The following is a 26722-nucleotide window of genomic DNA, read 5'->3' as shown; positions in this document are numbered from 1 at the left end:
CCCCCGCGCCGCCGTCTAGAATCACGAACTGAACCGCGCGCGATAATCCTGCGGTGTTGCGGCAAGCGTGCGCACGAAGCTGCGGCGCATGGTTTCCTCCGAGCCGAAGCCGCAGCGCGCGGCGATGCGCTTCACCGGCAGCCGCGTGTCGGACAACAGACGCCGCGCGGCTTCCACCCGCAGCCGTTCCACCGCGCGGGCGGGCGTTTGTCCGGTGGCCTCGACATAGCGGCGGCTGAAGCTGCGCTCGCTCATGCCCGCCTGCCGCGCCAGCGTGGGCAGCGACAGGTCGCCACCGACATGATTTGAAATCCAGTGGTGCAGGGGGCCGAAGCGGTCCTCGGCGCTTTGCAGCGACAGCGCGACGCTGAACTGCGCCTGTCCGCCGGGCCGCTTGAGGAACATCACGAGATGCCGCGCGACCGCGAGCGCCATCTCGCGTCCGATGTCTTCCTCGACCAGCGCCAGCGCGAGATCAATCCCCGCCGTGATCCCGGCCGAACTCCACACCGCGCCATCCTGCACGAAGATCGGGTCGGGCTCGACACGGATCGCGGGGAAGCGCCGCGCCAACTCCTTGCATTCGGTCCAGTGTGTCACCGCGCGCTTGCCATCGAGCAGTCCCGCCGCACCGAGCAGGAACGCGCCGGTGCAGACGGACGCGACACGGCGCGCTTGCGCCGCGCGGCCCTGAACCCATTTGACGAGCGCCTTGTCGGTCGACGCTTTGCGGACACCGGCGCCGCCCGCCACCAGCAGGGTATCGAGCGTGGATCGTGCGCGCGGCAGCGGCGCGGTCACGAGGCCAAGCCCGGCCGACGTCGTGACCGGCGCGCCCTTCGGCGCGACGACTTGCAGATCGTAGGGCGCCGCGCCGCCGGATTTCGTGGCGATCACGTTCGCCGTCGCGAACACCTGCAACGGCCCCGCGACGTCGAGCAGTTGCACGCCGGGAAAAGCGAGGATTTCGACGCGGCGCGGCTTTGGCGGAAAACGAGGGGTCTTTGGCATATCCGCCAGAGCCTGTCAGCCTATGGTGGGCTTGTCCAGACCCATTCTTCGGAGCCTCGCATGATCCCGCCCGACACCCACCTTCAGATCGGCTCGCTCTTGTTCGAAGGCCTCGACCAGATCGACCTCACCGGTCCGTTCGAGATCCTGTCGCGCATGCCGAATTCGACCTATCGCCTCTACGGCAAGACCCTCGACACCGTGCGCGACATTCGCGGTCTGCGCCTTGCGGCTGATGCGCTGCTGGCCGATGCGCCGCAACTCGACGTGCTGCATGTGCCCGGCGGTTACGGGCAGGAGATGCTGATGGAGGACGAGGAGGTGCTGTCCTGGGTCCGTAAACAGGCGGCGGGCGCAAAGTGCGTGCTGTCGGTCTGCACCGGCGCGCTGATCTGCGGCGCGGCTGGCCTGTTGAAGGGCAGGCGCGCGACCACGCACTGGTCGGCGTTCGAACTGCTGCCGATCTTCGGCGCCATTCCGGTGAACCAGCGCGTGGTGGCAGACGGCAACATGGTGTTCGCGGCAGGCGTCACCGCTGGCATCGATGGCGGGCTGCGTGTCGCCGCCGACCTGCGCGGCGCGGAGGCGGCGCAAACGATCCAGCTTTATATGCAATATGCGCCCGAGCCGCCGTTCAATGCGGGCACGCCGGAAACCGCTCCCGCGAGCGTCGTCAGCGCCGCCCGCAAGAATGCGCGGGCCATCACCGAGCAGCGGCGTGAGACGGCCCAGCGGGTGGCGCAGCGGCTTGGTCTTTGAAGCCGTCTTGAGTTGGCCAGCTTCGGCATGCTGATCCGGTCTTGTCGTGCCGGACGAGACCGGTTATGGCGATCCAGCTGATGGTTGGTTCAGGAGCAAGACGACAATGGCAAAGGTACGTTGCATCACCGAGATGGGCATGGGCGTGGATGTTCATGGCAAGGATGGCACCAAGGCGGCGCGCCGCGCGGTGTCGGATGCGCTGCGTCACTCGAGCCTGAGCTTCTTTCCTCTGGTCGGCCAGACGCGCGACGACATGTTTGTCGATGTCACGGTCGCCGTGCCGGACCCGAGCGGGGTGGACACCGCTGCGGTCGCGAAGGAATTGCCTTATGGCAAGATCGCCGTGAAGGCGGTGCAGGGCGGTCTGGAAGTGCCCTATGAGGGCAAGGACTCCATCCTGATCGCGAACGCGGCCATCATCGTCTACATCGACGACGGCAAGTGATCGTCATGCCTGCTGTCGGCGGCCTTACACCGCCGCAATGCAGTCGATCTCGATGTCGAAATGGCCGGGCCATGCCGGCACGTTGACGAAAATGCGTGCTGGCGGGTCTTTCGGAAAGTAGCGCGCATAGACCGCGTTGACGGCCGCAAACTTCTCCACGGACGTGCAGTACACGTTGCACTTCAAAACCTTGTCGAGGGACGATCCGGCTGTTTCCAGGCATAGCTTCATCTGTTCGAGCACGATTTCGGTCTGTCTTTCGATGGGTGCATCGATCACTTCGCCTGTTGCGGGATCGAACGGCGGAAAGCCGGAGACATAGACTGTGTCGCCGTGGCGCGTGACCGCAGAGGTTGGCGCCTTCCAGCGTTCGAGGTACGTCGATAGCGGCTCGACCCGGATGATCTCGCGTTTGCTCATGGTGTCCTCTTTGTGGATTCTGATCCAAGCGCCTTCCTGATACGTGGCGCGGCGAACTCCAGAAAATGCCGCATCTTCAGCGGCAGGATATTCTGGCCCGCGTGCATCAGATGAACCGGGATCGGCGCAGGCTCATGGTCCTGCAAAACGATTTTCAGCTTGCCCTGCCGGATCGCCTGTTCGGCCTGATAAGACAGCACACGGGTCAGGCCGATGCCCGCGATCGCGGCATCGACGGCGGCTTCCGCGGTATTGACCGCAAGCCGGCAGACCGGGCGGACCGGTCTCGGAGGTCCTTTTCCCTTTTTTGCGAAGGTCCAGAACGATGCCGGGGAGGCGATCGCAAAGGCCACGCACTTGTGCGCATTGAGATCGTCCGGCGTCTGCGGCGTGCCGTGCGCCTTGAAATAGGCAGGGCTGCCGCAGACCACCCGCCGGATCGCGCCGACGCGGGTGGCCACCATCGTGCTGTCCGGCAGCTCTCCGATGCGCACGGCCATGTCGATGTGATCCTCGATCAGGTCGATGTTCTTGTCCGACAGTGTCATGCGCACGTTGATCTCGGGAAAGCGCAGGAGAAAGTCGTTGACGATGGGCAGGACGTGCAGCCTGCCGAATGCGACAGGCGCGGTGATGGCGAGGCCGCCGCGCGGCGCGCTGTATTCGCCCGTGGCCTGTTCTTCGGCCTCGTCCACCCATTCCAGGATGCGCTTGCAAGCCGCGATGTAGGCGGTGCCGGCTTCGGTCAGGCCGAGCTTGCGTGTCGAGCGGACGAGAAGCTGGGTTTTCAGGTGGGCTTCGAGTTCCGAAACCTTGCGGCTGATGGTGGGAAGCGGGACGCCAAGCTTGCGTCCGGCGGCCGACAGGCTGCCTTCCTCCACGGCCGTGACCAGTAGCGACATTGCCTCGAGCCGGTCCATCTGGTTCTCATTTTTCGAGAGGGTACTTCTCGAAAATACAGGATTATGACTTATTCCGGTAGGCCATATTTTGTGCGCAACCGAGGGAGGGTGCGATGATTCATCGATTTCTCGAGATTGCTACAACGCCCAGCGTCAAGGCGGCGCAGGCTGCCAATGGTGTCGCTGAGTACTGGGAGCACCTCACAAGCACGCGCACGCGCGATCGTTTCACCGAGGCCGAAATAGCCTTCATTGCCGAACGCGACAGCTTCTACATCGCGACGTCGTCGGAAAACGGGTGGCCTTACATCCAGCATCGTGGTGGACCGAAGGGGTTCCTGCGCGTGCTGGACGACAAGAGGCTCGCTTTCGCCGATTACCGGGGCAACCGGCAATACATCACGACCGGGAATCTGGCGGCCAACGATCGCGTCTGCCTGTTCCTGATGGACTATCCCCGGCGGGGCCGGTTGAAGGTTTATGCGCGTGCCGAGGTGAAGGAGGTTCGCGACGATGCTTCGCTGGTGGATCGGTTTGCCATCCCCGGATACAAGGCGAAGGTGGAGCGTGTGATGATCCTGCATCTGGAGGCGTTCGACTGGAACTGCTCGCAGCACATCACGCCCCGGTTCACCGAAGAGGAACTGGCCGAGGCGCTGGAGCCGGTGAGGGCACATCTGGCCGAACTCGAAGCCGAGAACATGCGTTTGCGTGAGATGGTTGGGAAGGAGAAGGCGCTCATCTGAAAGCGCCGGATAAGGGCAAGTCATGAAGAATGACAGCTACGCCATTTTCCAAACACGTTCGGGATTTTGCGGCATCGCATGGAGCGACGACGGTATCACGCGGTTTCAGTTGCCCACGGATAACGCCGCTGCCACGGAGCGGTTGCTGCTCCGGCGCATGTCCGCTGCGAAGGTGGCGGAGCCGACGCCGGACATCACCGGTGTGATCGATGCAGTGCGGCGTTATTTCGAGGGCAGCGAAGTCGATTTCTCGGATTTGAATCTCGACCTCGAGGGTCAGGACGATTTGTTCAAACGGATTTACGCTCTGGCCCGGCGTCTTTCATGGGGGCAGACGACCACCTACGGGGCGCTGGCGAAGGAGATCGATGCCGATCCGCGGCTGGCCCGCGATGTCGGTCAGGCGATGGCCAAAAATCCGATCCCGCTCATCATTCCGTGCCATCGCGTGCTGGCCGCAGGCGGCAAGGTCGGCGGGTTTTCCGCGCCGGGCGGAGCGGCATCGAAGGTCCGGATGCTGGAGCTGGAAGGCGTCGTGATGGCGCCGGAAGAGCCCGCGCAAGCCTCGCTTGGGTTTTGAAATAATCCTGTTCATGCATCGGCGGAGCCGGTTTTGTGCTGTTCGCGCGATGCCGTAAGATGGCGGCATCTCCAGTCAGCATGAGGTCGGCGTGTCTGTCACCATCTATGGCATCAAGAACTGCGACACGATGAAGAAGGCGTTCGCCTGGCTCGACAAGACCGGCGTCGCCTATGATTTTCATGACTACAAGAAAGCGGGCATCACCAAGGGCGATCTTGAGAAGTGGTGCAAGGTCGCAGGCTGGGAAACGGTTCTCAACCGCGCCGGGACCACGTTCAGGAAACTGCCGGACGCCGACAAGGAAGGGCTGACCGAGCGCAAGGCCATCGCCCTGATGATGGCGCAGCCTTCGATGATCAAGCGGCCCGTACTCGACGACGGCAAACGCCTTTTGGTCGGCTTCAAGCCGGATGAATACGAGAAAGAGCTGGGGAAAGCGGCGCGCAAAAAGGCAGCCCGCTGATGCGGGCCGCAAGTTTGCCTGAACTTAGCAAGTTGGCCTGAACTTACTCGAACTCGATCTTGTCGCGCGGCGAGATTCGCGGTGGCGGCTTGAAATAGAGCTTCTTATCGATCACGGCGCGGACGACATCGATCGGGAGCCGCTCACGCATGAGCTGATTGATGTCGAAATGCCCCTCCGGGCTGATCGTCTCGAACGAGGCGAAGATGCGGGTGATGCGCTTGCCATCGCTGAAGGGAAGCAGAAGCCGCTCGAGATCGACCTTGCGCTTGTCGCGGTCGTGAAGCCGCGACACGGTATAGACCGGTAGCCCGCGCCGGATGCATTCCTCGTAAATGGGCATGATGACGGGGATAAGTTTGGGGCCGAGATACTCGCTCAATTCCCGACCAATACCGGTTGCGCCATAGGCCTTGGCGAGCCGTGTGCCGCCGCTGTCGATCATGATGCGCTGGTGGCCGTTCTCGACCTTCACGGTGTAGAGCACCGCCGAGGCGCAATCCGTCTCGTTGCATTCGAGATGGAATTCTTCAAATGGCGGGGCGTGCTGAAGCGGCGTGTAGAGGCTGAGCCATTTGTTCAGCAGGTCGCGCTGCTGAATCGCGCGGACGACTTCAATCGTTGTTCCCGGAAACGAAGCGGTATCGTCAGGAAGAATGTCTCGTTTGGCCGACATGGTGACAGCCTCCGAAATCAATTCCGATAAAGGTCCATCATGTTCCTGATATTTACAAACGCAAGACAGAAAATGCGTTGAGAGTTCCTAACGCCGCTTTTTTAAACTTGAGATGTTGTGCGGTGCACTTCACTGTCCAAAGGTCTCGTTGCGCGGCACGGAAGGTTCGCTGCATATTCGGCGAGGGCAGGTGGCGTTTAGGCAGATAAGGCAAATAATGCCGATGCTTATTGCAATGCGAAGGCGGGGATTCTGATTGTCGGACTACATCCTTGAAACACATGGCCTGACCAAGGAGTTCGCAGGTTTTTCCGCGGTCAGCGACGTCAATCTGCAGGTTCGGCGCCATACCATCCACGCGCTGATCGGGCCCAATGGCGCGGGCAAGACCACCTGTTTCAACCTGCTCACCAAATTCCTCCGTCCCTCGAAGGGGACAATTATCTATAACGGCGAGGACATCACCGAGATGAAGCCCGCCGATGTGGCGCGGCTCGGCCTTGTACGCTCCTTCCAGATTTCGGCGGTGTTTCCCAACCTGACGGCGCTGGAGAATGTGCGCGTCGCCCTGCAGCGCGAGCACGGCGAGTCGTTCGATTTCTGGCGGTCGAAATCGGTCCTCAACCGTTTCAACGAGCGGGCGAGCGCGCTGCTGGACGACGTGGGACTGTCGGCCTTCGCCGATATCCGTGCGGCTGAAATGCCCTATGGGCGCAAGCGCGCGCTGGAGATCGCAACGACGCTCGCGCTCGAGCCGGAACTGATGCTGCTGGACGAACCGATGGCCGGCATGGGCCATGAGGATATCGACAAGATCGCCACGCTCATCAAGCGCATCGCCGCCGACCATACCATCCTGATGGTCGAGCATAACCTCAACGTGGTGTCGAACTTGTCGGACAAGATCACTGTGCTGACGCGCGGCCAGATATTGGCCGAGGGCGATTACGCGACCCTGACCCAGGACGAGCGTGTGCGGGAAGCCTATCTGGGGGCCGGGCATGCCTGAGGCAGCAACGGCGCCGGTGCTCGACGTCAAGGGACTGCAGGCCTGGTACGGGGAGTCCCACATTCTCCACGGCATGGACTTTCAGGTCCGGCCCGGCGAGGTGGTGACGCTGCTCGGCCGCAATGGCGCGGGCAAATCCACCACGCTGAAATCGATCATGGGCATCATCGGCAAGCGCCGGGGCTCGGTGATGTTCGAGGGGAAGGAAACAATCAACCTGACCTCGGACAAGATCGCGCGCCTCGGCGTCGCGTTCTGTCCCGAGGAGCGCGGGATTTTCTCCAGCCTCGACGTGAAGGAAAACCTGCTGCTGCCGCCGCAGATACGTCCGGGCGGCATGCCGGTGGAGCGGATCTTCGACCTGTTTCCGAATCTGAAAGAGCGGCTCACCAGCCAGGGCACCAAGCTGTCCGGCGGCGAGCAGCAGATGCTGGCGATCGCGCGCATCCTGCGCACCGGCGCGCGCTTCCTGATGCTGGATGAGCCGACGGAAGGACTGGCCCCGGTCATCATCCAGCAGATCGGCCGCACCATCTCGCGGCTGAAGGCGGAAGGCTTCACCATTCTTCTGGTCGAGCAGAATTTCCGGTTCGCGGCGGATCTGGCGGATCGTTTCTACGTCGTCGAGCACGGGCAGGTGATCGACACCTTCGCGAGCGGCGAGCTGGAAGCCAATATGCAGAAACTTCACCAATATCTCGGCGTGTGACGATGCAGGCGCTTTACGGACAGCTTCTTGTCGGACTGATCAACGGCTCGTTCTACGCGCTGCTCAGTCTTGGCCTTGCCGTCATCTTCGGCATGCTCGAAATCATCAATTTCGCCCACGGCGCGCTCTACATGATGGGCGCGTTCACCGCGTATTTCCTGCTGCATTATTTCGGCCTGAATTACTGGTGGGCGCTGTTGTTCGCGCCGCTGATCGTGGGCGCGTTCGGCATGCTGCTGGAGCGCACGCTGCTGCGCTGGCTTCAGGGCCTCGATCCGCTCTACGGCCTGCTGCTGACCTTCGGCCTCGCGCTGGTGATCCAGGGCATCTTCCAGAACTATTTCGGCTCCTCCGGCATGCCCTATGCGATGCCGGCCGAACTGCGCGGCGGCGTCAATCTCGGCTTCATGTATCTGCCGATCTATCGCGGCTGGGTCGTCGTCGTCTCGCTGATCGTGTGTCTGGCGACATGGTTCCTGATCGAACGGACGCGGCTAGGTGCTTACCTGCGCGCGGCGACCGAGAACCCGACGCTGGTGCGCGCCTTCGGCATCAACGTGCCGCTGATGATCACGCTGACCTACGGGCTTGGCGTCGGCCTCGCGGCGCTGGCCGGTGTGCTGTCGGCGCCGATCAATCAGGTCGGGCCGCTGATGGGAGCGGACCTCATCATCGTGGTGTTCGCGGTGGTGGTGATCGGCGGCATGGGCTCGATCATGGGTTCGGTCATCACCGGCTTTTCCCTTGGAGTGATCGAGGGGCTGACCAAATATTTTTACCCGGAAGCATCCAACACCGTGGTCTTCGTGTTGATGGTGCTGGTGTTGCTGGTAAAGCCGACAGGGCTGACGGGACGGGCGAACTGACATGGCGACCATCACCGAAAACGCGACCCCCACCAAGAACCGCTCGATGGCGGACGAGATCGTCGGCTTCATCGTCATGGCGGTGCTGCTGGCCGCCGTGCCGCTGACCGGCATCTACCCTTACTTCGTGATGCAGGCGCTGTGCTTTTCGCTGTTCGCCTGCGCCTTCAACCTGTTGATCGGCTATAGCGGCCTGTTGTCGTTCGGCCATTCGATGTTCCTGGGCACCGCGGGCTATTTCACGGCCTATTCGCTGAAGTCGTGGGGCGTGCCGCCGGTCGCCGGCATCCTGATCGGCGTGTTCGCGGCCGCTGTCTTGAGCGTCATCACCGGCGCCATCGCGATCCGGCGGCAGGGCATCTACTTCGCCATGATCACGCTGGCGCTGTCGCAATTGATGTTCTTCATCTATCTGCGCGCGCCGTTCACCGGAGGCGAGGATGGCATTCAGGGCATTCCGCAGGGCACGCTGTTCGGGATCTTCGATCTCTCGCACACCAACACGCTTTATTATTTCATCCTCAGCGTGTTCCTGCTGGCGTTCCTCCTGATCCACCGCATCGTCAACTCGCCCTTTGGCGAGGTGCTGAAGTCGATCCGCGAGAACGAGCCGCGCGCGATTTCGCTCGGCTACAAGGTCGATCAATACAAGCTGATGGCGTTCATCCTGTCGGGCACGCTGGCGGGTCTTGCGGGATCGCTGAAGATGTTCGTGACCCAGAATGCTTCGCTCACCGACGTGCACTGGACGATGTCGGGCGAGGTCGTGCTGATGACGCTGGTCGGCGGCCTCGGTACGTCCTTCGGCCCCATCGTCGGTGCCTTCATCATCGTCGCGATGCAGCAGTATCTCGCATCATTCGGCCAATGGGTGATGGTGATGCAGGGCGCGGTATTCATCGTCTGCGTGCTGACCTTCCGCCGCGGCATCGTCGGCGAGATCGCGCACTACTTCAAGCGCTCGCTGTGAACCTCAGGTCGCGAGTTTCAACCCGACGATCCCGGCGATAATCAGCCCGATGCAGGCGAGCCGCCCGGCCGTCGCCGGATCGCCGAACAGCACGATGCCGAGAATCGCGGTGCCGACCGCGCCGATGCCGGTCCAGACCGCGTAGCCGGTTCCGACCGGCAGCGTTTTCAGCGCGATCGCGAGCAGGATGACGCTGATCGTCATCGCGGCGAGCGTCAGGACCGAGGGCACCAGCCGGGTGAAACCCTCGGTATATTTGAGCCCGATGGCCCAGCAGATTTCCATCAACCCGGCGAAAAACAGGATGACCCACGCCATGAAGCGCTCCTTCAACGGGCAGGGTCGTCCCCGCGAAAATGATGGGATTTAACGGGCGCGCGAGTTCCGCAAGCCGCGAAGCGGGGTCGTCCCCGCCAAAGGGCTATTTAGGGAAACAAGGGCGGTTTCCGCAAGGGCAGGACGAGGCGGAAGGGCGGTTTCCCTTGATCCTGAGGCGTTTCCCTGCCACATGCTCGCGATCATGACCGACACTGTAATTGCCGCCGATTCTGCGTCTCCGCTTGCCCATGAAGTCGAGCGCAGGCGCACCTTCGCGATCATTTCCCACCCCGACGCGGGCAAGACCACGCTGACCGAAAAGCTCCTGCTGTTCGGCGGCGCGATCAATCTCGCCGGGCAGGTCAAGGCCAAGGGAGAGCGCCGCTCGACGCGCTCGGACTGGATGAAGATCGAGCGCGACCGCGGCATTTCCGTCGTCACCTCGGTGATGACGTTCGAGTTCGACAACCTCGTTTTCAACCTGCTCGATACGCCGGGCCACGAAGACTTCTCCGAGGATACCTATCGCACGCTCACCGCGGTCGACTCCGCCGTGATGGTGATCGACGCCGCCAAGGGCATCGAGGATCGCACCCGGAAGCTGTTCGAGGTCTGCCGCCTGCGCGATATCCCGATCATCACCTTCATCAACAAGATGGACCGCGAGAGCCGCGATCCGTTCGATTTGATGGACGAGATCGAGAAGACGCTTGCGCTCGACACCACACCGATGACCTGGCCGGTAGGACGGGGCCGCGACTTCCTCGGCACCTACGACATCGCGACCGGCGGCGTGCGCCTTCTCGAAGGCGGCGGCGCCAAGACCGGGCAGGCCGAGCAGATCGAGATCAAGGAGTTGGCGGGCCGTAACCCCAATCTCGATGCGAACGCGATCAGCGAAGAACTCGCGCTGGTGTCTGAGGCCTGCAAGCCGTTCGATCTGGAATCGTTCCGCGAGGGGCATCTGACGCCGGTGTTCTTCGGCTCGGCGCTGCGCAATTTCGGCGTCGGTGACTTGCTCGAAGGGCTCGGGCGCTATGCGCCGCCGCCGCGCGCACAGGACTCCAGCACGCGCAAGGTCGAGGCTTCGGAGCCGAAGATGAGCGCGTTTGTCTTCAAGATTCAGGCGAACATGGACCCGAACCATCGCGACCGCATCGCGTTCGCGCGGCTGTGCTCGGGCAAGCTGACGCGCGGCATGAAATCCAAGCTGGTGCGGACCGGCAAGAACATGACGCTGTCCGCGCCGCAGTTCTTCTTCGCGCAGGACCGCGCCATCGCGGACGAGGCCTTCGCGGGCGACGTCGTCGGCATTCCGAACCACGGCACGCTGCGGATCGGCGATACGCTGACGGAGGGCGAGGACATTCAGTTCGTCGGCGTGCCGTCATTCGCACCGGAAATCCTGCGCCGCGTGCGTCTGGGCGATGCGATGAAGGCGAAGAAGCTGAAAGAAGCCTTGCAGCAGATGTCGGAGGAGGGCGTCGTGCAGGTGTTCCGTCCGCGCGACGGTTCGCCCGCGATGGTCGGCGTCGTCGGCCAGTTGCAGCTCGACGTGCTGAAGGCGCGGCTGGACGCGGAATATTCGCTGCCGGTCGATTTCGAGATCAGCGAATTCCAGTTAGCGCGCTGGTTCACGGCGGAAGACCGCAAGACGTTCGACACGTTCGTCAACGCCAACGGCTCCAGCATCGCCGAAGATGTCGATGGCGATCTGGTGTATCTCGCCAAGAATGAATTCTATCTCGGCTACACCCGCGAGCGCTCGCCCGGCATCACCTTCACCAGCATCAAGGACGTGAAGAAGGCGGGCAAGGGCGAGTAAACCGTATCAAACTGAGATACGCCGCATGCCGGTGATGTGAAGGCGCATGCTTCTGGCGCATTGCGCGCTGCACCATAAAAATGCTACCCGAGCCCATCGATCTGATGGGCGGTGCTCTCATGGGTTTTGCACTTCTGATTTTGGGGCTGGCGCTTGTTCTGGGCGTCCATGTGCTGACGACACGCCGTGATCTGCGTGCCTCGCTGGTCGCGCGGCTGGGCGAGGGCGGCTACAAGGTCGCTTTCAGCGTGGTTGCGATTGTCGGCATCGCGCTTGCGGCCAAGGGCTTCAGCGTCTATCGCGCCACCGAATGGATCGATGTCTGGCATCCGCCCAAGGCGATGCGCCATCTGACGCTGGCGCTAATGCTGCCTGCCGTCATTCTGGTCGTGGCGTCCTACATTCGCGGGCGCATTTTCGCGAAGCTGAAGCATCCGATGCTGGCCGGCGTGAAGTTGTGGGCGTTGGCGCATCTTCTGGCGAACGGCGATCTCGGTTCGATCATCCTGTTCGGCTCCGTGCTGGCATGGGCCGTCTATGACCGCATTTCGCTGAAGCATCGCGCCGATGCCGGCGCACCGCCGATTCCGGTGGGCGGCATTGGTAATGATCTGATCGCGGTCGCGGTCGGGGTCGTGGCCTATCTCGCCCTCGCATTGGCCTTCCACCCGCTGGTGATCGGCGTTCCTGTCGTCGGAGTCTGACCATGTCCATTCAAAACGCAGCCAAGCGCAAAACCGCGCCTGAGATTTTCGCGCGCAAGGGCGGCGAGCCGATCGTGATGCTGACCTCGTATCACGCGCACACAGCGGCATTGGTCGACAAATATTGCGACATCATTCTGGTCGGTGATTCACTCGGCAATGTGATGCACGGTTTCGAGACGACCGTGCCGGTCACGCTCGAGATGATGATCCTGCAAGGCCATGCGGTGATGCGCGGCTCGAAGCAGGCGATGGTCGTGGTCGACATGCCGTTCGGCTCCTATGAGGCATCAAAAGAGCAGGCGTTTCACTCCGCCGCGCGCGTACTGAAGGAAACCGGCTGCGGCGGCATCAAGGTCGAGGGCGGGGTGCGGATGGCGGAGACCATCGCGTTTCTCGTCGAGCGCGGCATTCCGGTGATGGGCCACGTCGGCCTCACGCCGCAGTCGATCAACACGCTTGGTTCGTTCCGGGCGCGCGGCCGCGACGAGGCGGACTCGGCGATGATCCTGGAAGACGCCAAGGCGGTGTCGGAGGCGGGCGCGTTCTCGATCGTGGTCGAGGCGGTGGCCGAACCATTGGGGCGCAAGATCACCGAGAGCGTCGCGTCACCGACCATCGGCATCGGCGCGAGCGTCGCCTGCGACGGGCAGGTGCTGGTGCTGGAAGACATGCTCGGCCTGTCGCCCTGGGCGCCGAAGTTCGTCAAACGCTATGGCGACCTCGGGCCGGGCATCGAGAAGGCGATTCAGGACTACGCCAGCGAGGTGCGGTCGCGCGCGTTTCCGGGCCCTGAGCATGTTTACAACCTGAAGCCGAAAACCGCGAAATAGCCATGATCTAGCCCTGATCGGGTTTTGGGCCACGGATGGCGGTTAACGCTTTGATCCGCCTCGCTTTGCCTTGTGGCTGCCACAGCGTTACTGTATCGGCTTGCATCATCGCAGGGGAATGGTGCGCCAGCGCGCCGCGACGATCGGTGGGGTTTTATTAAGTGTCTGAATTATTTAGCGAAATCGATGAGGATTTGCGCCGCGAGCAGCTCAAGAAGCTGTGGGACCGCTATTCGCTGCATTTCATCGTGCTCATCGTCCTGATCGTCGGCGGTGTCGGCGGTTGGCGCGCCTACCAGTATTTCGAGAATCAGAAGGCGGAAGCCGCTGGAAAGGCCTTTGAGGCTGCGGTGGCGTTGACCGATCCGGCCCAGGCGCAGGCGGCTTTCGACAAGATCGCGAGCAGCAACGCGCAGGGTTACAGCACGCTGGCGCGGCTTCATGCGGCGGCTGAAGCAGCCAAGCAGGATTCGCAGAAAGGCATTGCCGCGTTCGACGCGATCGCCAATGACGGCAAGGTCGAAGCGCCGATCCGCGAGATCGCCCGTTTGCGCGTGGCGAGTTTGCTGCTCGACACCGCGCCTTACGCCGATATCGAGAAGCGGTTGTCGGACGATGCATCCGGCACTCACACGTTTCGCCACTCCGCGCGCGAGTTACTGGCGCTATCGGCCTGGCGGGCGAAGAACAACGACGCGGCGCGCAAGTGGCTCGACATGATCGGCGACGATCCGCAAAGTCCCGCGACGCTGCGCAGGCGCGCGGAAGCGTTGCTTGCGCTGTTGCCTCCGGCCGCGAAAAGTTAAGCCGATGCTGGTCCGCTTTCCCAGACGCCATCTATCCCGTGCATTCACCGGCGCTATTCTGGTGAGTATTGCCAGCGTTCTGTCGGGTTGCGGAGGCGCGGCAAACAGCTTCGATCCGACCGACATGTTGAGCTTCCTCGACACCAAGAAGCCGCTACCCGGAACACGTCATCCGGTATTCCCGGAAGGCGTGCCGGGCGTCGAGCAGGGCGTGCCGAAGGAGCTTTACAAGGGCGCGCAGCAGAACGATCTCACGGCGACAGACCCTGCTACGCCGGGGGCCCCGTCTGCAGCAGGTCAGGCAAACGCAGCTCCGGCTGCCGCCGCAGCACCGCCGCCTGAAGAGAAACCGAAGAAGCGGGTACGCACCGCCAAGCGCAAGAGCATTACGGCGCCGCCGCCGGACGAAGCACCAGCACCGGCCCCTTCACAACAGCAGCAGCAACCGGCTGCCCCCCAGCCTCAGCAGCAGCAATTGTCGCCATTCCCGGCGCCGTTGCCGAGCGGCAGCTTCTCGCATTAAATCCGCGTCGCGCGGCACTTGCATATGGCCGCGTAAAGGGCGGACGGGATCGATCATGTCCTTCACCATTGCGATCATCGGCCGTCCCAACGTCGGCAAGTCGACGCTGTTCAACCGGCTGGTCGGACAAAAGCTCGCGCTGGTGGACGACCAGCCTGGCGTTACGCGTGATCGCCGCGAGGGGCTTGGTCGCCTTGGCGATCTCGAATTCACCATCATCGACACGGCGGGCCTCGATTCAGGGCCGCGCGGTTCGCTCACCGCGCGGATGCAGGAGCAGACCGAGACGGCGATCGCTGCGGCGGATGCGCTGATGTTCGTGATCGACGCGCGCGCGGGTCTCACGCCGAATGACCGTGCCTTCGCCGACTTTGCGCGCCGCGCCAACAAACCGGTGCTGCTGCTCGCCAACAAGAGCGAGGGTAAGCAGGGCGAAGCAGGCATCGCGGAATCCTATGCGCTCGGCCTTGGTGAGCCGATCGGCATTTCCGCCGAGCACGGCGAGGGGCTAGGCGATCTGTATGACGCGCTGCGCGAATTGATGCCCGATCCGATCGATGATGAGGCGGACGAGGACGACGCAGACGGGGCGGAAGACTTCGAAGACGATCCCACGCGCCCGATCCGCGTCGCGGTGTTGGGTCGCCCCAATGCGGGCAAATCGACGCTCATCAATCATCTGCTCGGCGAGGAGCGGCTGCTGACGAGCCCGGAAGCGGGCACCACACGCGATTCCATCGCGGTAGATGTCGAATGGAAAGGCCGGAAGCTGCGGGTATTCGACACCGCGGGTTTGCGCCGGCGTTCGCGCATCGACGACAAACTCGAAAAGCTGTCGGTGTCGGATGCGCTGCGCGCGGTGCGCTTCGCCGAAGTCGTTGTGCTGGTGATGGACGCGCAGAACCGCTTCGAGGAGCAGGATCTGCGACTGGCCGATCTTGTCGAACGCGAAGGCCGCGCTCTCGTGCTTGCTGTCAACAAATGGGATCTGGTGGAGCGCGCGCCGAGTGCGATCGGCAAGCTGCGCGAAACCGCCGATCATCTGCTGCCGCAGGTGCGCGGTGCGCCGGTGGTGGCGATTTCCGGCCTGATGGGAGAAGGCATCGACCGGCTGATCGGCGCGATCGAGAAAGCCTATGCCACCTGGAACAAGCGCATTCCCACCAGCGCGCTGAACCGCTGGTTCGAACAGGCGACGCGCAACAATCCGCCACCCGCCGTGTCGGGCCGCAGGCTGAAGCTGAATTACGTGACGCAGACCAAAGCGCGGCCGCCGAGCTTCGTGGTGTTCTGTTCGCGCGCCGACGCTGTCCCGCAATCCTATCTGCGCTATCTCACAAATACATTGCGCGAGGCGTTTGATCTGCCGGGCACGCCGGTCCGCATCACGCTGCGCGAGAAGGCCAACCCGTTCGCACACAAGGCGAAGCGAAAATCGTAGCTTCCCTCACACCGGCGGACGGAAGTGCATCAGCGAGCGGGTGCGGTAGTCGTAGACCTTGCCGGTCTCGTTCCAGTCCGGCATGCACATCGGCAGGATGTATTCGGCGGCTTGCTCGGGCGTGTCGAGCGTCATCGGGTCCTCGCCCGGCATGACGGAGGCGCGCATGCGGGTGCGGATCGGTCCCGGATTGAACAGGTTGACGCGGATCTCGCTTGTCGCTGTCTCGTGCGCCCAGACCCGCGCCAGTGCTTCCAGCCCGGCCTTGGAAGCGGCGTAAGGTCCGCGATAGGCGCTGGCCTTGGAGGCAGTGCCGGAGGTGATGAACACCGCGCGGCCAGCATCCGAATGGATCAGCAATGGCTCCATGCAGCGGATCAGCTGGAAGTTCGCGGTGAGGTTGACCCCGATCGCGTCCATCCACGGCTTCAAATCAATATGGCCAAGCGGCGAGGAGGGGCCGGCGACGCCGGCATTGCCGATCAGGATGTCGAGCTTGCCGTGGCGGTCGTTCAGCGCGGCGCCCAGCCGTGCCACGCCGTCGTAATCGGTGATGTCGAGCGGGACCAGCGTAGTGCTGCCGCCTTCGCTGCGGATTTCATCGTCGAGTTCTTCCAAGCCGCCCTGCGTCCGCGCCACGGCGATGACATGGGCCCCGGCGCGGGCCAGCGCGCGCGCCGCTGCGTGGCCGATGCCGCGCGAGGCGCCGGTGACGAGAGCGATGCGGGAAGCGAGGGGTTTGGTCATTTTTAAACTCTTCAGCCTGCGTCATGCCCGGGCTCGTCCCCGGCATCCACGCCTTTGCGGCAGGTTTTACAGACGCCGGTGGCCGGGCGAAAGGGCGTTCACGCCGGTCTTCGACGGGCTATGCCCGGCCATGACGGGAGGGATGGTTATTGAGGGAGAAGACGGACGGCATGCTAGAAGGGTGACATGCTGACCGAACGTGCTTCATGGCGACAGATGCAGCCTGCCGATCTGCCCGCCGTCCATGCGCTGCAAGCGCTGATCCATCCGGCCTATCCGGAGGATGCGGCGGTATTCGCCGAACGGCTGCGGCTTTATCCGCCGGGCTGCCGGGTGCTGGAATGCAATGGGAGGCTCACGGCTTATGCTATCAGCCATCCGTGGCTTGACCGCGCGCCGCCGCAACTCAACACGCTGCTCGGCGAATTGCCGCCACAGCCTTCGACCTATTATCTCCACGACATCGCGTTGCTGCCCGAGATGCGCGGCACCGGTGCGGCGGCCGAAGTGGTGACATCGCTGGCCGAGCAGGTGCGGGCCGAGCGCCTGCCGTCACTATCGCTGATCGCAGTCAACGGTTCGGAAGGCTTCTGGCAGCGGCAGGGCTTTGTGGCGGTGGTGGACAATGCACTGGCGGAGAAGCTGAGCAGCTATGGCGAAGATGCGCAGTTCATGATGCGAAGGCTTTGAGCGAACTCAGCTTGCTTCCGCCAGCAACGAGAGCTGGTGCTGCGGCTGTTCCACCTGCGTCTGGTCGGTGAGGTGGGTCGGGTAGTCGCCGGTGAAGCAGTGATCCGAGAACTTCGGATTGGCCGGGTCGCGTCCCGGCTCGCCGACCGCGCGGTACATGCCGTCGATGGAGAGGAAGGCGAGAGAGTCCGCACCGATGATGTCGCGCATTTCTTCCAGCGTATGCGTGGCCGCGAGAAGGCCGCCGCGGTCCGGCAGGTCGATACCGTAATAATCCGGGTGGATGATCGGAGGCGAGGCGAGGCGGAAGTGAACTTCCTTGGCGCCCGCGTCGCGCATCATGCGCACGATCTTCTTCGAGGTGGTGCCGCGCACCAGCGAGTCGTCGATCAGAATGATGCGCTTACCTTCGATCGCGGCGCGGTTCGGCGCGTGCTTCATGCGCACGCCGAGTTCGCGCACGCTCTGCGTCGGCTGGATGAAGGTGCGTCCGACATAGTGGTTACGGATGATGCCGAGTTCGAACGGTACGCCCGATTCCTGGCTGTAGCCGATGGCGGCAGGGACGCCGGAATCCGGCACCGGCACGACCACGTCCACATCGACATGGCTTTCGCGGGCGAGCTGCGCGCCGAAGCCTTTGCGGACTTCATAAACGGAACGCCCGCCGACGACGGAATCCGGGCGGGCGAAATAGATGTACTCGAAGATGCAGGGGCGGGGCGGCTGCGGCGGGAAGGGTTTGTGAATCTCGGTACCCTTCTCGTCGAACACGATGACTTCGCCGGGCTCGATGTCGCGAACATATTTCGCGCCGATGATGTCGAGCGCGCAGGTCTCCGAAGCGAGGATCGGGCAGCCGTCAAGCTCGCCGAGCACCAGCGGGCGGATGCCGAGCGGGTCGCGTGCACCGATCAGCTTCTTGTTGGTGAGCGCCACCAGCGCGTAGGCGCCTTCTATGGCGCGCAGCGCCTCGATGTAACGCTCGATGAAGCGGGTGCGTTTGGAATGGGCGACGAGGTGGAGAACGACTTCGGTATCGGTGGTCGATTGCATCATCGCGCCCTGGCGGACCAGTTCGCGGCGCAACGACAGGCCGTTGGTGAGGTTGCCGTTATGGGCGATGGCGAAGCCGCCGGCGTTGAGTTCGGCGAACAGCGGCTGCACGTTGCGCAGGATGGTTTCGCCGGTGGTGGAATAGCGGACGTGACCGATGGCGTTGTCGCCGGGAAGACGGTCGATTACGGCTGCGCGGGAGAAGGTGTCGCCGACGAGGCCGAGGCGGCGTTCAGAGTGGAAGCGGTGGCCGTCGAAGGAGACGATACCGGCGGCTTCCTGGCCGCGATGCTGGAGGGCGTGAAGTCCGAGGGCGGTGATGGCGGCGGCGTCGGGATGACCGTAGATGCCGAAGACGCCGCATTCTTCCCGTAGCGTGTCGCCTTCGCCGTGCAGATCGATATCGCGCTGGTCGCGTTCGCCTGTGGCGGCCGTGCTACCGGAGAAGTTGTTCATCGTGTCACCAAGCCTCCGCGCCATTGAGACGATATCTAGCTGAAACCACCACCCGATTCCCAAGCATCATGGCCTACAGTTAACGCCCCGTGGCTTTGCCGTCGATTAACGACTTCATCCCGTCGCGCTCCGACTTGGCATAGCCGCCGGGGTCCGACGGGTTCTCCGTCCGGTTGTCCGGAGCGGAATCGGCCGGCTCGTCTTCCGGCTTGGTTTTCTTGAACCGTTTCAAGATGGTATTTTCAGGGTCGTCCGGCAAGAGCGACAAAAGCCAATCGCCGGTTCCTTGCAGCACAACACGCGATTTTGCGCCGCGAACCCAGTCGGGCTGCTGCTTCTCGGGTACCAGCCATGCAAAAAACAGGAAGGCCACGACCATGATGAGCAAGCCGCGAGCGAGGCCGAACAGGAAGCCGAGGGTGCGGTCGAGCGCACCGATTCGCGAATCCAGGATCATGTCGGAGATGCGCACGGTGACGATCGACACCACGATCAGCGTGACGATGAAGATGCCGGCGACGACGGCGACGGTCGCGAGCGTGTCGCTGGCGATGTAGGTCTTCGCTGTCGGAAGAAGTTTCTGGTAGGCGTAAAGGGTGGTGAGCGCCGCCGCGCCCCAGGCCGTGATCGATAGTACCTCGCGCACGAAACCGCGGATCATCGCAAGCAGGCCGGAGAGCAGAAGAACGGCGAGGACGATGATATCGAGTAGCGTGATCGGCATCGGAGAGGCTGTTCCAGTTATGGCGGTGGCCCGAATCGCAGGGCTCACCGGATTTCAGGAGACGGCGTAGCGGCGCGGCCCGCAAGCCGCGCGCGCGTTGTATAACCAGCCATTTTTCGGGCGTCACGCGGTGTGGACCCGTAGAGGCATCAAATCGGGAACTCGAGGCGGATTTTTCCCCGCCTGTGGCTTTTCAAACCGTCCATGTGGCGCCATCCGGCGGTGAATATTTCAAATTTTACCCATGGATCTATCCCTGAGCGGCGGGACGCAAACGCTTCTCGCTGCGGGCCGCGATGTCCGCCACCAGCGAGGTCAGTGAATTGACGGTGTTCAGGCTCAATCCGACATCGCCAGCGCCTGCATCGCCGCGTGCTGTGTCCGGCAGCACCGCGCGGGCGAAGCCAAGCTTGGCCGCCTCCTTCAGGCGTGCGGAGGATTGTGCGACCGGGCGCACAGCACCTGATAGCGAGATTTCCCCGAAATAGACGGCATCGACCGGCAGCGGTGCGTTGGCGAGCGAGGAGACGAGGGCGGCCGCCGCGGCAAGGTCAGCGGCGGGCTCCTGGATGCGCAGACCGCCCGCGACATTGAGGTAGACATCGTGGCCCGAGAGCTTGATGCCGCAATGGGCTTCCAGCACCGCCAGCACCATGGAGAGGCGGCTCGGATCCCAGCCGACCACGGCACGGCGCGGTGTGCCGAGCGAGGTCGGCGCGACCAGCGCCTGCAATTCCACCAGCACCGGGCGTGTGCCTTCGATCCCTGCGAACACCGCCGTGCCCGGGCTGCCGAGATCGCGCTCCGAAAGAAACAGTTCGGACGGGTTGGTGACCTCGCGCAGGCCAAGCCCAGTCATCTCGAACACGCCGATCTCGTCGGTGGGGCCGAAGCGGTTCTTCACCGAGCGCAGGATACGGAACTGTTGCGAGCCTTCACCCTCGAAAGACAGCACGGCATCGACCATGTGCTCGACGACGCGGGGGCCGGCGATCTGGCCGTCCTTGGTGACGTGACCGACGAGGATGAGGGCCGCGCCAGATTTCTTGGCAAAGCGAATGAGTGCCTGCGCCGAAGCGCGAACCTGCGTCACGGTGCCGGGCGCGGATTCCACCGTATCGGTCCACATCGTCTGGATCGAATCGATCACCACGAGCCGGGGAGGCGTGCCTTCTGAAAGGGTTGCGATGATATCTTCAACCGAAGTTTCGGCGGCAAGTTGGACGGCGGCGTCAGCAAGGCCAAGCCGTGCCGCCCGCAGCCGCACCTGCGCCACGGCTTCCTCGCCCGAGATATAGACGGCGCGATGGCCCGCGCGGGCCAGCATGCTGGTAGCCTGTGTCAGAAGGGTTGATTTGCCGATGCCGGGATCTCCCCCGACCAGCAGCACCGAGCCGCGCACGAAGCCGCCGCCGGTGACGCGGTCGAGTTCCGCCATCCCCGACGGAAGACGCGGGGCCTGCTGGGATTCGCCCGTCAGTGTTTCCAGCGTGAACAGGCGGCCCTTGCGCTTCGGGCGGATGCTGGAGGGCATGGCGGCGGCCGCAATCGAGTCCTCTTCGGACAGCGTGTTCCACTCGCCGCAGCCTTCGCACTTGCCTTGCCACTTGGTGTAGGCCGAGCCGCAATTCTGGCAGACGAAGGAGGGAAGATTTTTGGCCATCGGGAGCCCCAGACAGATATGTTCTATCTTTGTTCTTATTCGAGTTAAAAAGTCAACCCATGGCCTGAAAGGTAGGGGTCAGGCCGAGGACTTTTCCGGAGCCGTTTTCGAATCTTGACTGACGCTGCCCCGGTAGTCGCGCGCGTAGCGGCGGCCGAGGCTGGTCAGCACCTCGTAGCCGATGGTGCCGAAATGGTGCCCGAGTTCATCGAGGGTCAGGCCTTCGCCGATCAGGGTGATGAAGTGACCGCGCCGTATGCCGCCGTGCGGCACGTCGGTGATGTCGATCGCCATCAGGTCCATCGAGATGCGGCCGACGATGGGGCAGCGCTGGCCCGCGACAATCGCCTGCGCGCTGCGGGTTCCTTCGATGCCGCTCGCGGCGCGGAAATAGCCGTCGGCATACCCGGCGCTGACGATGGCAAGCCGCGTCGGCCGCTTGGCGTGCCACAATGCGCCATAGCCGACCGTCTCGCCCTTGGGCACGTTGCGGATTTGCGCGATGCGAACCTTGAGGCCGACCACAGGCTGCATCGGGTTGTCGGCTTCCGGCGTGGGGTTGACGCCGTAGAGCGCAGCACCCGGCCGCACCATGTCCATGTGGAAGTGCGAGCCGAGAAAGATGCCGGACGAATTCGCCAGCGAAGCGGTGATGCCGCTGAATTCGGATGCGACGCTCCGGAAGGCGGCGAGCTGGCGCGCGTTCATCGCGTTGCTCATGTCCTCGGCGCAGGCGAGGTGGCTCATCACCAGCGCGATGCCGTGATCGGCTTGCTTGATGCGCGGTACCAGCCCGCGCGCCTCGTCGGGGGTGAGGCCGAGGCGGTTCATGCCGGTGTCGATCTGGAGCGCGGCGAGGCCGGTCCAGCCGCGGGTGCGCCGGAACGCATCCCATTCCGCAAGCTCGTTAAGGTCGCCGATCACGGGACGGCAATCGATCTTGGCGAAATCGCCTCCACAATTGGCGAAGAAACCATCGAGCACGTAGATCGCGGCTTTTGGCGCGGCCTCGCGTGCGCGCTTCGCTTCATCGAGGGTTGCCACGAAGAACGTCTTGCAGCCGATGCTGACGAGTTTGCGCGTCACGGGTGTGAGTCCGCAGCCATAGGCGTCGGCCTTGACCACGGCGGAGCATTCCGCCGGCACAGCGCGGCTCTCCAGCGCCTTCCAGTTCGTGGCGAGCGCGTCGAGATCGATGGTCAGGACGCCGGGCGTTCCCTGCAACGTGTGCGCATCGATCTGGACTGAGGTATCGGGAAAGGGTGTCATGAAAGGACGCGGCTGGAGGCGAAGATCAGCCTCTCATATCACGCTTCCCGCGCCAAAGATCAAATATGCGTTGGCATGTGGTCGTCTTCGACGAGATCGGCGAAGCGCGTGACGCTGGAATCGAAATGCAGCTTGATGGTGCCGGTCGGGCCATGGCGCTGCTTGCCGATGATGACTTCGGCCTTGCCGTGAACCAGCGACATTTCCAGTTGCCATTTTTCGTGTTCCGGCGTGCCGACCTTCGGTTCTTTGTTCTGCAGGTAGTACTCCTCGCGGAATACGAACAGCACCACGTCGGCGTCCTGCTCGATCGAGCCGGATTCACGAAGGTCGGCGAGTTGCGGGCGCTTGTCGTCACGCGCTTCGACCTGACGCGAGAGCTGCGAAAGCGCGATGATCGGAACATTCAGCTCCTTCGCCAGCGCCTTCAGGCTGGTGGTGATCTCGGTGATTTCCTGCACGCGGTTGTCGGAACGCTTGCCCGAACCTGACAGGAGCTGGATGTAGTCGATGATCAGAAGATCAAGGCCCTTCTGCCGCTTCAGCCGCCGTGCCCGCGCCATCAGTTGCGCGATTGACAGGCCGCCGGTGTCGTCGACGTGGAAGGGCAAATGCTGCATTTCGATGGCGTGGTCGCGGATCTTGTCGAAATCGCTTTCGGTGATGCCGCCGCGCCGGATCGAGCTTGAGGAAACGCCGGTGCGCTCGGAGAGAATACGGGTGGCGAGCTGTTCGGCCGACATTTCCAGCGAGAAGAAACCGACCACGCCGCCATTAACGGATTTCGTCGTCCCGTCGGGCTGCAACTCGCCCTGCCAGGAACGGGCGACGTTATAGGCGATGTTGGTGGCGAGTGCGGTCTTTCCCATAGCCGGGCGTCCGGCGAGGATGATGAGGTCGGACGGCTGCAATCCGCCCATCTTGGTGTCCATGTCGCGCAGTCCCGAGGCGAGGCCGGAGAGATTGCCGTCGCGCGCATAGGCCTTGGCCGCCATGTCGATGGCGACCGTCAGGGCCTGTCCGAATTTCTGGAAGCCGCCGTCATACTGGCCTTGCTCGGCCAGCTCGTAGAGCCGCCGCTCGGCATCCTCGATCTGCGCGCGGGGCGCGAAGTCCACCGGCGCGTCATAGGCGACGTTGACCATGTCCTCGCCGATGCGGATCAGGTCGCGGCGCTGGGAGAGGTCGTAAATCGTGCGGCCGTAATCCTGCGCGTTGATGATGGTCGTCGCTTCGGCGGCGAGGCGGGCGAGGTACTGGCTGACCGTGATGCCGCCGAGATCGGTGTCGGCGGGCAGGAAGGTTTTCAGCGTCACCGGCGTGGCGACCTTGCCCGCGCGGATCAGGCTTGACGCCGTCTCAAAGATCACCTGATGGATCGGCTCGAAGAAGTGCTTCGGCTCGAGGAAATCCGAAACGCGGTAGAACGCGTCGTTGTTGACGAGGATAGCGCCGAGCAGGCTCTGTTCCGCCTCGATGTTGTGGGGCGCAGTGCGGTAGGCCGGTGCGCCGGCTTCGGGCGCGAGCTTGACAATGTTCGAGTCGGAAACGGCCATGGTGTTCAGATGCGCTTTCAAGTTGGAAGAGGCGGGCAGGTATCAAGCACCTGCACCGCAAGGGGCGTAAGTCAGAACTGACTTTATGCCCGATTCTCACACCCGGCCGGGGAAACCCTGCTTCCCTGTAATTCCACTTGCTATTCGCCGGCGATTTGGAGTGGGGGAGCTTTTGCAGCTTCCAGCCCGCGCAGTCGCTGCTCCTCCCGCGCGATGTAGTCGCGGGTAATCGGAACCACGCCTTGCCGTTTGCTGAGCTGAATCTGGAACACCATCATGTTCTGCTTGCGGAAACTCATCTCCGAGCAGGCGAGATAGAAGCGCCACATCCGCACGAAGCGCTCGTCATAAATGCGTGCGGCTTCTTCCTGCTGGGCAAGGAACCGTTCGTGCCAGGCTTTCAGCGTGTCGGCGTAATGCAGGCGGAGGATTTCGATGTCATCCACCAGAAGGCCCGAGCGCTCGATCCTGGGCAGCACTTCCGACAGCGCCGGAATATAGCCGCCGGGGAAAATATACTTGGCGACCCATGGGTTGGTGATGTCCGGTCCCTCGGAGCGGCCGATGGCATGCAGCACCATCACGCCGTCATCCTTGAGCAGTTCGGCGCAACGATCGAAATAGGTCTGGTAGTGGTCGATACCGACATGCTCGAACATGCCCACCGAAACGATCCGGTCGAACGGACCCGGCACCTTGCGATAATCCTCAAGCAGGAATTTGGCGCGCTGGGACAGCCCCTTGGCCTTGGCGCGCTGGTTCGACATCTCGAACTGCTCGTTGGATAGAGTGACGCCGGTGACGAGGCCGCCTGCGATTTCCGCGATATAGAGACCAAGGCCGCCCCAGCCGGAGCCGATGTCGAGCACGTGCTGATCCGGTTGCACCAGCAGCTTGGCGGTGACGTGGCGGCGCTTGGCCAACTGGGCCTCGTCGAGCGACATGTCCGGCTGTTCGAAATAGGCGCAGCTATATTGCCGGTCGGAATCGAGAAAGAGCGAGTAGATCCGGCTGTCGAGATCGTAATGGCTCTGGATGCGGCGCTTCGCCAGACCCATCGGATTGAACTGATGCCACCGGCGGATCAAAAAGCGCTGCAGGTGATGGAGCTTTGCCCAGCCGGGCAGGTCGTAGGGCTGGCCAAGCACCACGGCGAGGACGTCGGTGATCGATCCTTGCTCGATCACGAGTTCGCCATCCATGTAGATCTCGCCGAAGGCCATCTCCGGATCGAGTAGCAACCTGCGTTGTGCCGAGTGGGTGGTGAAGCGGACCGTGACCGGTGTGCCGGTCCCGTCGCCGCACGTGAAGGACTGGCCGTCAGCGGTGATAAAAGTGATTGAACCGTAGCGGAAAAACCGGCGGAGAACGGATTTCAGCAAAAAGCTCATGGGTAGTGGCCTTGGCTCTAATGTGCTATTCCTATTGAACGGGCCCCACGGTCGAAAGTTTCCCCCTTCTTGCCCGCTCCTTCAAGCCCGAATAGAGGGCAGGAGTGGCCATGCCGCATCACTGCAATCTTACCTAGAGTGTTGCATTCTCAACGTTTCCATCCGGCGGATTATCCGCTAAGGACTTGTCGTACGATCATTTGACCTCCCGGCATGACGATGCCGGTCGAGCAATTTCTGGAGACCATCTATGTCGAGGCGAGCGCTCACTCTGGCGGCGGCGGTGCTTTGGATGAGCGCTGCCGGTCCGGCGGCAGCGCAAAATCTCGAGGCCGGTAAAACCCCGGCCCAGATTTTTGCCGCGACATGCGCGGTCTGCCACAAGAGCCCCCATGGGCTGCTTAAGAGCGTGGCGCCCGGATCGCTCCCCGGTTTCCTGCGCCAGCACTATACGACGAGCACCGGGATGGCGGGCGCGATGAGTGCTTACGTCCTGTCGAACGGCGCCGCGAACAGGCGCGCCGGTGACGACCTTACGCGCGAGGGACGCGAGTTGACGGCGCCGAAGCCGCGGGAGCGGGATGCCGAGCCGAAGGAAAGACAAGAACGGCATATCGGGGCCGAGAAGCCCACACACGGGCACGCCGCCAAGCCGAAAGACGAAGGAGCGGGTGAAGTCGACGCCAAGGGTAAAAAGCCCAAGGTTGACAAGCGTAAGCCGAAGAATACTCCGGCAAAGGATGAGCCGAAGGATACCTCCAGGCCGAAATCCGATACTGCTTCCCAGCCGAAGCCGGAAACGCCTGCGGCCGAGAGCAGCAAGCCTGCCGCGGCGCCGGAAAAGCCCGCGGAATCCGCCACACAGCCTGAGACCAAGCCTGCCGTGTCTGCTCCTGACGCCGCAGCGGACGCCCCCGTGAAGAAGCCGGATGAGGAGAAGCCTGCCTCCTCGAATATGCCGGTCTTCAACGTCGAGCCCAAACCGGAGGCGAAGCCGGATTCCAAATCCGAGGCTCCGGCTGCTCCGGAAAAGCCGGCGGCGCCGGTTTCGCAATAATATCCATCAGTCTGAAAGCGGTCGGCTCTGCGCCCATCGCCTTCAAAAGCGCATGAAAAAATCCGGCCCGTTTCCGGACCGGATTTGATGATGATTGCAAT

29 protein-coding genes are annotated in these 26722 nt (G+C 63.0%); 17 read left to right on the top strand and 12 right to left on the bottom strand.

Features of this window, described 5'->3' with window-relative positions; all coding sequences use genetic code 11:
* Window positions 1-21: 21 nt before the first annotated feature.
* Complete coding sequence (locus AC1RNA_RS13275; protein WP_492951405.1) at window positions 22-1011, bottom strand: GlxA family transcriptional regulator; 990 nt, start codon at window positions 1009-1011, stop codon at window positions 22-24.
* 60 nt (window positions 1012-1071) lie between these two features.
* Here AC1RNA_RS13275 and AC1RNA_RS13270 point away from each other — a divergent pair, with 60 nt between their 5' ends.
* Window positions 1072-1770 (top strand): DJ-1/PfpI family protein, encoded by a 699-nt coding sequence (locus AC1RNA_RS13270; protein WP_492951404.1) that lies wholly within the window; start codon window positions 1072-1074, stop codon window positions 1768-1770.
* A 106-nt stretch (window positions 1771-1876) separates the two neighbouring features.
* Window positions 1877-2218 carry a Lin0512 family protein gene (locus AC1RNA_RS13265; RefSeq protein ID WP_492951403.1) on the top strand — a complete coding sequence of 114 codons (342 nt, stop codon included), beginning with the start codon at window positions 1877-1879 and terminating at the stop codon, window positions 2216-2218.
* Between the two features lie 24 nt (window positions 2219-2242).
* Here AC1RNA_RS13265 and AC1RNA_RS13260 read toward each other — a convergent pair whose 3' ends face one another.
* On the bottom strand, window positions 2243-2638 hold the full coding sequence (locus AC1RNA_RS13260) for a RidA family protein (protein WP_492951402.1): 396 nt from the start codon (window positions 2636-2638) through the stop codon (window positions 2243-2245).
* Window positions 2635-3558, bottom strand: coding sequence for a LysR family transcriptional regulator (locus AC1RNA_RS13255; RefSeq protein ID WP_492951401.1), 924 nt, complete (start codon window positions 3556-3558; stop codon window positions 2635-2637). Before AC1RNA_RS13255 ends, AC1RNA_RS13260 begins: the two co-directional genes overlap by 4 nt.
* 95 nt (window positions 3559-3653) lie before the next feature.
* Between AC1RNA_RS13255 and AC1RNA_RS13250 the strand changes: the two genes are divergently transcribed.
* From AC1RNA_RS13250 to AC1RNA_RS13240, 3 genes are all read left to right on the top strand, one after another.
* Window positions 3654-4286 carry a pyridoxamine 5'-phosphate oxidase family protein gene (locus AC1RNA_RS13250; RefSeq protein ID WP_492951400.1) on the top strand — a complete coding sequence of 211 codons (633 nt, stop codon included), beginning with the start codon at window positions 3654-3656 and terminating at the stop codon, window positions 4284-4286.
* 22 nt (window positions 4287-4308) lie between these two features.
* A complete protein-coding gene (locus tag AC1RNA_RS13245) occupies window positions 4309-4866 on the top strand; it encodes a methylated-DNA--[protein]-cysteine S-methyltransferase (protein WP_492951399.1) in 558 nt (185 codons plus the stop codon).
* A gap of 91 nt (window positions 4867-4957) precedes the next feature.
* On the top strand, window positions 4958-5332 hold the full coding sequence (locus tag AC1RNA_RS13240) for an ArsC family reductase (protein ID WP_492951398.1): 375 nt from the start codon (window positions 4958-4960) through the stop codon (window positions 5330-5332).
* A 43-nt stretch (window positions 5333-5375) separates the two neighbouring features.
* Here AC1RNA_RS13240 and AC1RNA_RS13235 read toward each other — a convergent pair whose 3' ends face one another.
* Window positions 5376-6008, bottom strand: coding sequence for a PAS domain-containing protein (locus AC1RNA_RS13235; RefSeq protein ID WP_009339231.1), 633 nt, complete (start codon window positions 6006-6008; stop codon window positions 5376-5378).
* Between the two features lie 286 nt (window positions 6009-6294).
* Here AC1RNA_RS13235 and AC1RNA_RS13230 point away from each other — a divergent pair, with 286 nt between their 5' ends.
* From AC1RNA_RS13230 to AC1RNA_RS13215, 4 genes are read left to right on the top strand one after another with little or no spacing between them, the layout of a single operon-like run.
* Entirely contained in the window at window positions 6295-7017 is a 723-nt protein-coding gene (locus tag AC1RNA_RS13230; RefSeq protein ID WP_492951553.1) for an ABC transporter ATP-binding protein, read from the top strand.
* Window positions 7010-7726 (top strand): ABC transporter ATP-binding protein, encoded by a 717-nt coding sequence (locus AC1RNA_RS13225; protein WP_492951397.1) that lies wholly within the window; start codon window positions 7010-7012, stop codon window positions 7724-7726. The genes AC1RNA_RS13230 and AC1RNA_RS13225 overlap by 8 nt, the downstream gene beginning before the upstream one ends.
* Before the next feature lie 2 nt (window positions 7727-7728).
* Entirely contained in the window at window positions 7729-8592 is an 864-nt protein-coding gene (locus AC1RNA_RS13220) for a branched-chain amino acid ABC transporter permease (protein WP_048756237.1), read from the top strand.
* Between the two features lies 1 nt (window position 8593).
* A complete protein-coding gene (locus tag AC1RNA_RS13215) occupies window positions 8594-9562 on the top strand; it encodes a branched-chain amino acid ABC transporter permease (protein ID WP_009339235.1) in 969 nt (322 codons plus the stop codon).
* 3 nt (window positions 9563-9565) lie between these two features.
* Here the strand turns inward: AC1RNA_RS13215 and sugE are convergent, their stop codons facing one another.
* Window positions 9566-9880, bottom strand: coding sequence for a quaternary ammonium compound efflux SMR transporter SugE (sugE, locus tag AC1RNA_RS13210; protein ID WP_009339236.1), 315 nt, complete (start codon window positions 9878-9880; stop codon window positions 9566-9568).
* Window positions 9881-10082: 202 nt separating this feature from the next.
* Here sugE and AC1RNA_RS13205 point away from each other — a divergent pair, with 202 nt between their 5' ends.
* From AC1RNA_RS13205 to der, 6 genes are all read left to right on the top strand, one after another.
* Window positions 10083-11705, top strand: a complete 1623-nt coding sequence (locus AC1RNA_RS13205) for a peptide chain release factor 3 (RefSeq protein WP_040298333.1) — start codon at window positions 10083-10085, stop codon at window positions 11703-11705.
* A 119-nt stretch (window positions 11706-11824) separates the two neighbouring features.
* A complete protein-coding gene (locus tag AC1RNA_RS13200; RefSeq protein WP_197083216.1) occupies window positions 11825-12409 on the top strand; it encodes an NnrU family protein in 585 nt (194 codons plus the stop codon).
* A gap of 2 nt (window positions 12410-12411) precedes the next feature.
* Window positions 12412-13242, top strand: coding sequence for a 3-methyl-2-oxobutanoate hydroxymethyltransferase (gene panB / locus AC1RNA_RS13195; RefSeq protein WP_009339239.1), 831 nt, complete (start codon window positions 12412-12414; stop codon window positions 13240-13242).
* A 161-nt stretch (window positions 13243-13403) separates the two neighbouring features.
* Window positions 13404-14048 (top strand): tetratricopeptide repeat protein, encoded by a 645-nt coding sequence (locus tag AC1RNA_RS13190; RefSeq protein ID WP_492951396.1) that lies wholly within the window; start codon window positions 13404-13406, stop codon window positions 14046-14048.
* 4 nt (window positions 14049-14052) lie between these two features.
* Complete coding sequence (locus AC1RNA_RS13185) at window positions 14053-14571, top strand: hypothetical protein (protein ID WP_492951395.1); 519 nt, start codon at window positions 14053-14055, stop codon at window positions 14569-14571.
* 55 nt (window positions 14572-14626) lie between these two features.
* Complete coding sequence (gene der, locus AC1RNA_RS13180; protein WP_492951394.1) at window positions 14627-16012, top strand: ribosome biogenesis GTPase Der; 1386 nt, start codon at window positions 14627-14629, stop codon at window positions 16010-16012.
* 6 nt (window positions 16013-16018) lie between these two features.
* Here der and AC1RNA_RS13175 read toward each other — a convergent pair whose 3' ends face one another.
* Window positions 16019-16759 (bottom strand): SDR family NAD(P)-dependent oxidoreductase, encoded by a 741-nt coding sequence (locus AC1RNA_RS13175; RefSeq protein ID WP_009339243.1) that lies wholly within the window; start codon window positions 16757-16759, stop codon window positions 16019-16021.
* 186 nt (window positions 16760-16945) lie between these two features.
* Here AC1RNA_RS13175 and AC1RNA_RS13170 point away from each other — a divergent pair, with 186 nt between their 5' ends.
* On the top strand, window positions 16946-17449 hold the full coding sequence (locus AC1RNA_RS13170; RefSeq protein WP_492951393.1) for a GNAT family N-acetyltransferase: 504 nt from the start codon (window positions 16946-16948) through the stop codon (window positions 17447-17449).
* A 6-nt stretch (window positions 17450-17455) separates the two neighbouring features.
* On the opposite strand, the gene purF is transcribed toward AC1RNA_RS13170, so the two are convergent.
* From purF to AC1RNA_RS13140, 6 genes are all read right to left on the bottom strand, one after another.
* Window positions 17456-18961, bottom strand: a complete 1506-nt coding sequence (gene purF / locus AC1RNA_RS13165; protein ID WP_009339245.1) for an amidophosphoribosyltransferase — start codon at window positions 18959-18961, stop codon at window positions 17456-17458.
* 79 nt (window positions 18962-19040) lie between these two features.
* The gene (locus AC1RNA_RS13160) at window positions 19041-19685 is read right to left on the bottom strand and encodes a CvpA family protein (RefSeq protein WP_009339246.1); all 645 of its coding nucleotides are present in this window, start codon (window positions 19683-19685) and stop codon (window positions 19041-19043) included.
* A 250-nt stretch (window positions 19686-19935) separates the two neighbouring features.
* Window positions 19936-21348 carry a DNA repair protein RadA gene (gene radA / locus AC1RNA_RS13155; protein ID WP_009339247.1) on the bottom strand — a complete coding sequence of 471 codons (1413 nt, stop codon included), beginning with the start codon at window positions 21346-21348 and terminating at the stop codon, window positions 19936-19938.
* 78 nt (window positions 21349-21426) lie between these two features.
* Window positions 21427-22617, bottom strand: a complete 1191-nt coding sequence (gene alr / locus AC1RNA_RS13150) for an alanine racemase (protein ID WP_492951392.1) — start codon at window positions 22615-22617, stop codon at window positions 21427-21429.
* Between the two features lie 59 nt (window positions 22618-22676).
* Complete coding sequence (locus AC1RNA_RS13145) at window positions 22677-24173, bottom strand: replicative DNA helicase (protein ID WP_009339249.1); 1497 nt, start codon at window positions 24171-24173, stop codon at window positions 22677-22679.
* A gap of 140 nt (window positions 24174-24313) precedes the next feature.
* Window positions 24314-25564, bottom strand: a complete 1251-nt coding sequence (locus AC1RNA_RS13140; protein WP_048756227.1) for a cyclopropane fatty acid synthase — start codon at window positions 25562-25564, stop codon at window positions 24314-24316.
* 250 nt (window positions 25565-25814) lie between these two features.
* Between AC1RNA_RS13140 and AC1RNA_RS13135 the strand changes: the two genes are divergently transcribed.
* Window positions 25815-26621 carry a hypothetical protein gene (locus AC1RNA_RS13135; RefSeq protein WP_492951391.1) on the top strand — a complete coding sequence of 269 codons (807 nt, stop codon included), beginning with the start codon at window positions 25815-25817 and terminating at the stop codon, window positions 26619-26621.
* The last annotated feature ends 101 nt before the right edge of the window (window positions 26622-26722 follow it).

This window comes from Afipia sp. GW821-FHT14H12 (assembly GCF_058803465.1).
The sequence above is the reverse complement of the archived record's forward strand: the minus strand, read 5'-3'. Positions and strand labels throughout refer to the sequence as shown.

Bases quoted from the DNA above. Each gene is read 5' to 3' on its own strand.
- AC1RNA_RS13275 (WP_492951405.1), bottom strand. From the start codon at position 1,011: ATGCCAAAGACCCCTCGTTTTCCGCCAAAGCCGCGCCGCGTCGAAATC.
- AC1RNA_RS13270 (WP_492951404.1), top strand. From the start codon at position 1,072: ATGATCCCGCCCGACACCCACCTTCAGATCGGCTCGCTCTTGTTCGAA.
- AC1RNA_RS13265 (WP_492951403.1), top strand. From the start codon at position 1,877: ATGGCAAAGGTACGTTGCATCACCGAGATGGGCATGGGCGTGGATGTT.
- AC1RNA_RS13260 (WP_492951402.1), bottom strand. From the start codon at position 2,638: ATGAGCAAACGCGAGATCATCCGGGTCGAGCCGCTATCGACGTACCTC.
- AC1RNA_RS13255 (WP_492951401.1), bottom strand. From the start codon at position 3,558: ATGGACCGGCTCGAGGCAATGTCGCTACTGGTCACGGCCGTGGAGGAA.
- AC1RNA_RS13250 (WP_492951400.1), top strand. From the start codon at position 3,654: ATGATTCATCGATTTCTCGAGATTGCTACAACGCCCAGCGTCAAGGCG.
- AC1RNA_RS13245 (WP_492951399.1), top strand. From the start codon at position 4,309: ATGAAGAATGACAGCTACGCCATTTTCCAAACACGTTCGGGATTTTGC.
- AC1RNA_RS13235 (WP_009339231.1), bottom strand. From the start codon at position 6,008: ATGTCGGCCAAACGAGACATTCTTCCTGACGATACCGCTTCGTTTCCG.
- AC1RNA_RS13225 (WP_492951397.1), top strand. From the start codon at position 7,010: ATGCCTGAGGCAGCAACGGCGCCGGTGCTCGACGTCAAGGGACTGCAG.
- AC1RNA_RS13220 (WP_048756237.1), top strand. From the start codon at position 7,729: ATGCAGGCGCTTTACGGACAGCTTCTTGTCGGACTGATCAACGGCTCG.
- AC1RNA_RS13215 (WP_009339235.1), top strand. From the start codon at position 8,594: ATGGCGACCATCACCGAAAACGCGACCCCCACCAAGAACCGCTCGATG.
- sugE (WP_009339236.1), bottom strand. From the start codon at position 9,880: ATGGCGTGGGTCATCCTGTTTTTCGCCGGGTTGATGGAAATCTGCTGG.
- AC1RNA_RS13205 (WP_040298333.1), top strand. From the start codon at position 10,083: ATGACCGACACTGTAATTGCCGCCGATTCTGCGTCTCCGCTTGCCCAT.
- AC1RNA_RS13200 (WP_197083216.1), top strand. From the start codon at position 11,825: ATGGGTTTTGCACTTCTGATTTTGGGGCTGGCGCTTGTTCTGGGCGTC.
- panB (WP_009339239.1), top strand. From the start codon at position 12,412: ATGTCCATTCAAAACGCAGCCAAGCGCAAAACCGCGCCTGAGATTTTC.
- AC1RNA_RS13185 (WP_492951395.1), top strand. From the start codon at position 14,053: ATGCTGGTCCGCTTTCCCAGACGCCATCTATCCCGTGCATTCACCGGC.
- der (WP_492951394.1), top strand. From the start codon at position 14,627: ATGTCCTTCACCATTGCGATCATCGGCCGTCCCAACGTCGGCAAGTCG.
- AC1RNA_RS13175 (WP_009339243.1), bottom strand. From the start codon at position 16,759: ATGACCAAACCCCTCGCTTCCCGCATCGCTCTCGTCACCGGCGCCTCG.
- AC1RNA_RS13170 (WP_492951393.1), top strand. From the start codon at position 16,946: ATGCTGACCGAACGTGCTTCATGGCGACAGATGCAGCCTGCCGATCTG.
- purF (WP_009339245.1), bottom strand. From the start codon at position 18,961: ATGAACAACTTCTCCGGTAGCACGGCCGCCACAGGCGAACGCGACCAG.
- AC1RNA_RS13160 (WP_009339246.1), bottom strand. From the start codon at position 19,685: ATGCCGATCACGCTACTCGATATCATCGTCCTCGCCGTTCTTCTGCTC.
- radA (WP_009339247.1), bottom strand. From the start codon at position 21,348: ATGGCCAAAAATCTTCCCTCCTTCGTCTGCCAGAATTGCGGCTCGGCC.
- alr (WP_492951392.1), bottom strand. From the start codon at position 22,617: ATGACACCCTTTCCCGATACCTCAGTCCAGATCGATGCGCACACGTTG.
- AC1RNA_RS13145 (WP_009339249.1), bottom strand. From the start codon at position 24,173: ATGGCCGTTTCCGACTCGAACATTGTCAAGCTCGCGCCCGAAGCCGGC.
- AC1RNA_RS13140 (WP_048756227.1), bottom strand. From the start codon at position 25,564: ATGAGCTTTTTGCTGAAATCCGTTCTCCGCCGGTTTTTCCGCTACGGT.
- AC1RNA_RS13135 (WP_492951391.1), top strand. From the start codon at position 25,815: ATGTCGAGGCGAGCGCTCACTCTGGCGGCGGCGGTGCTTTGGATGAGC.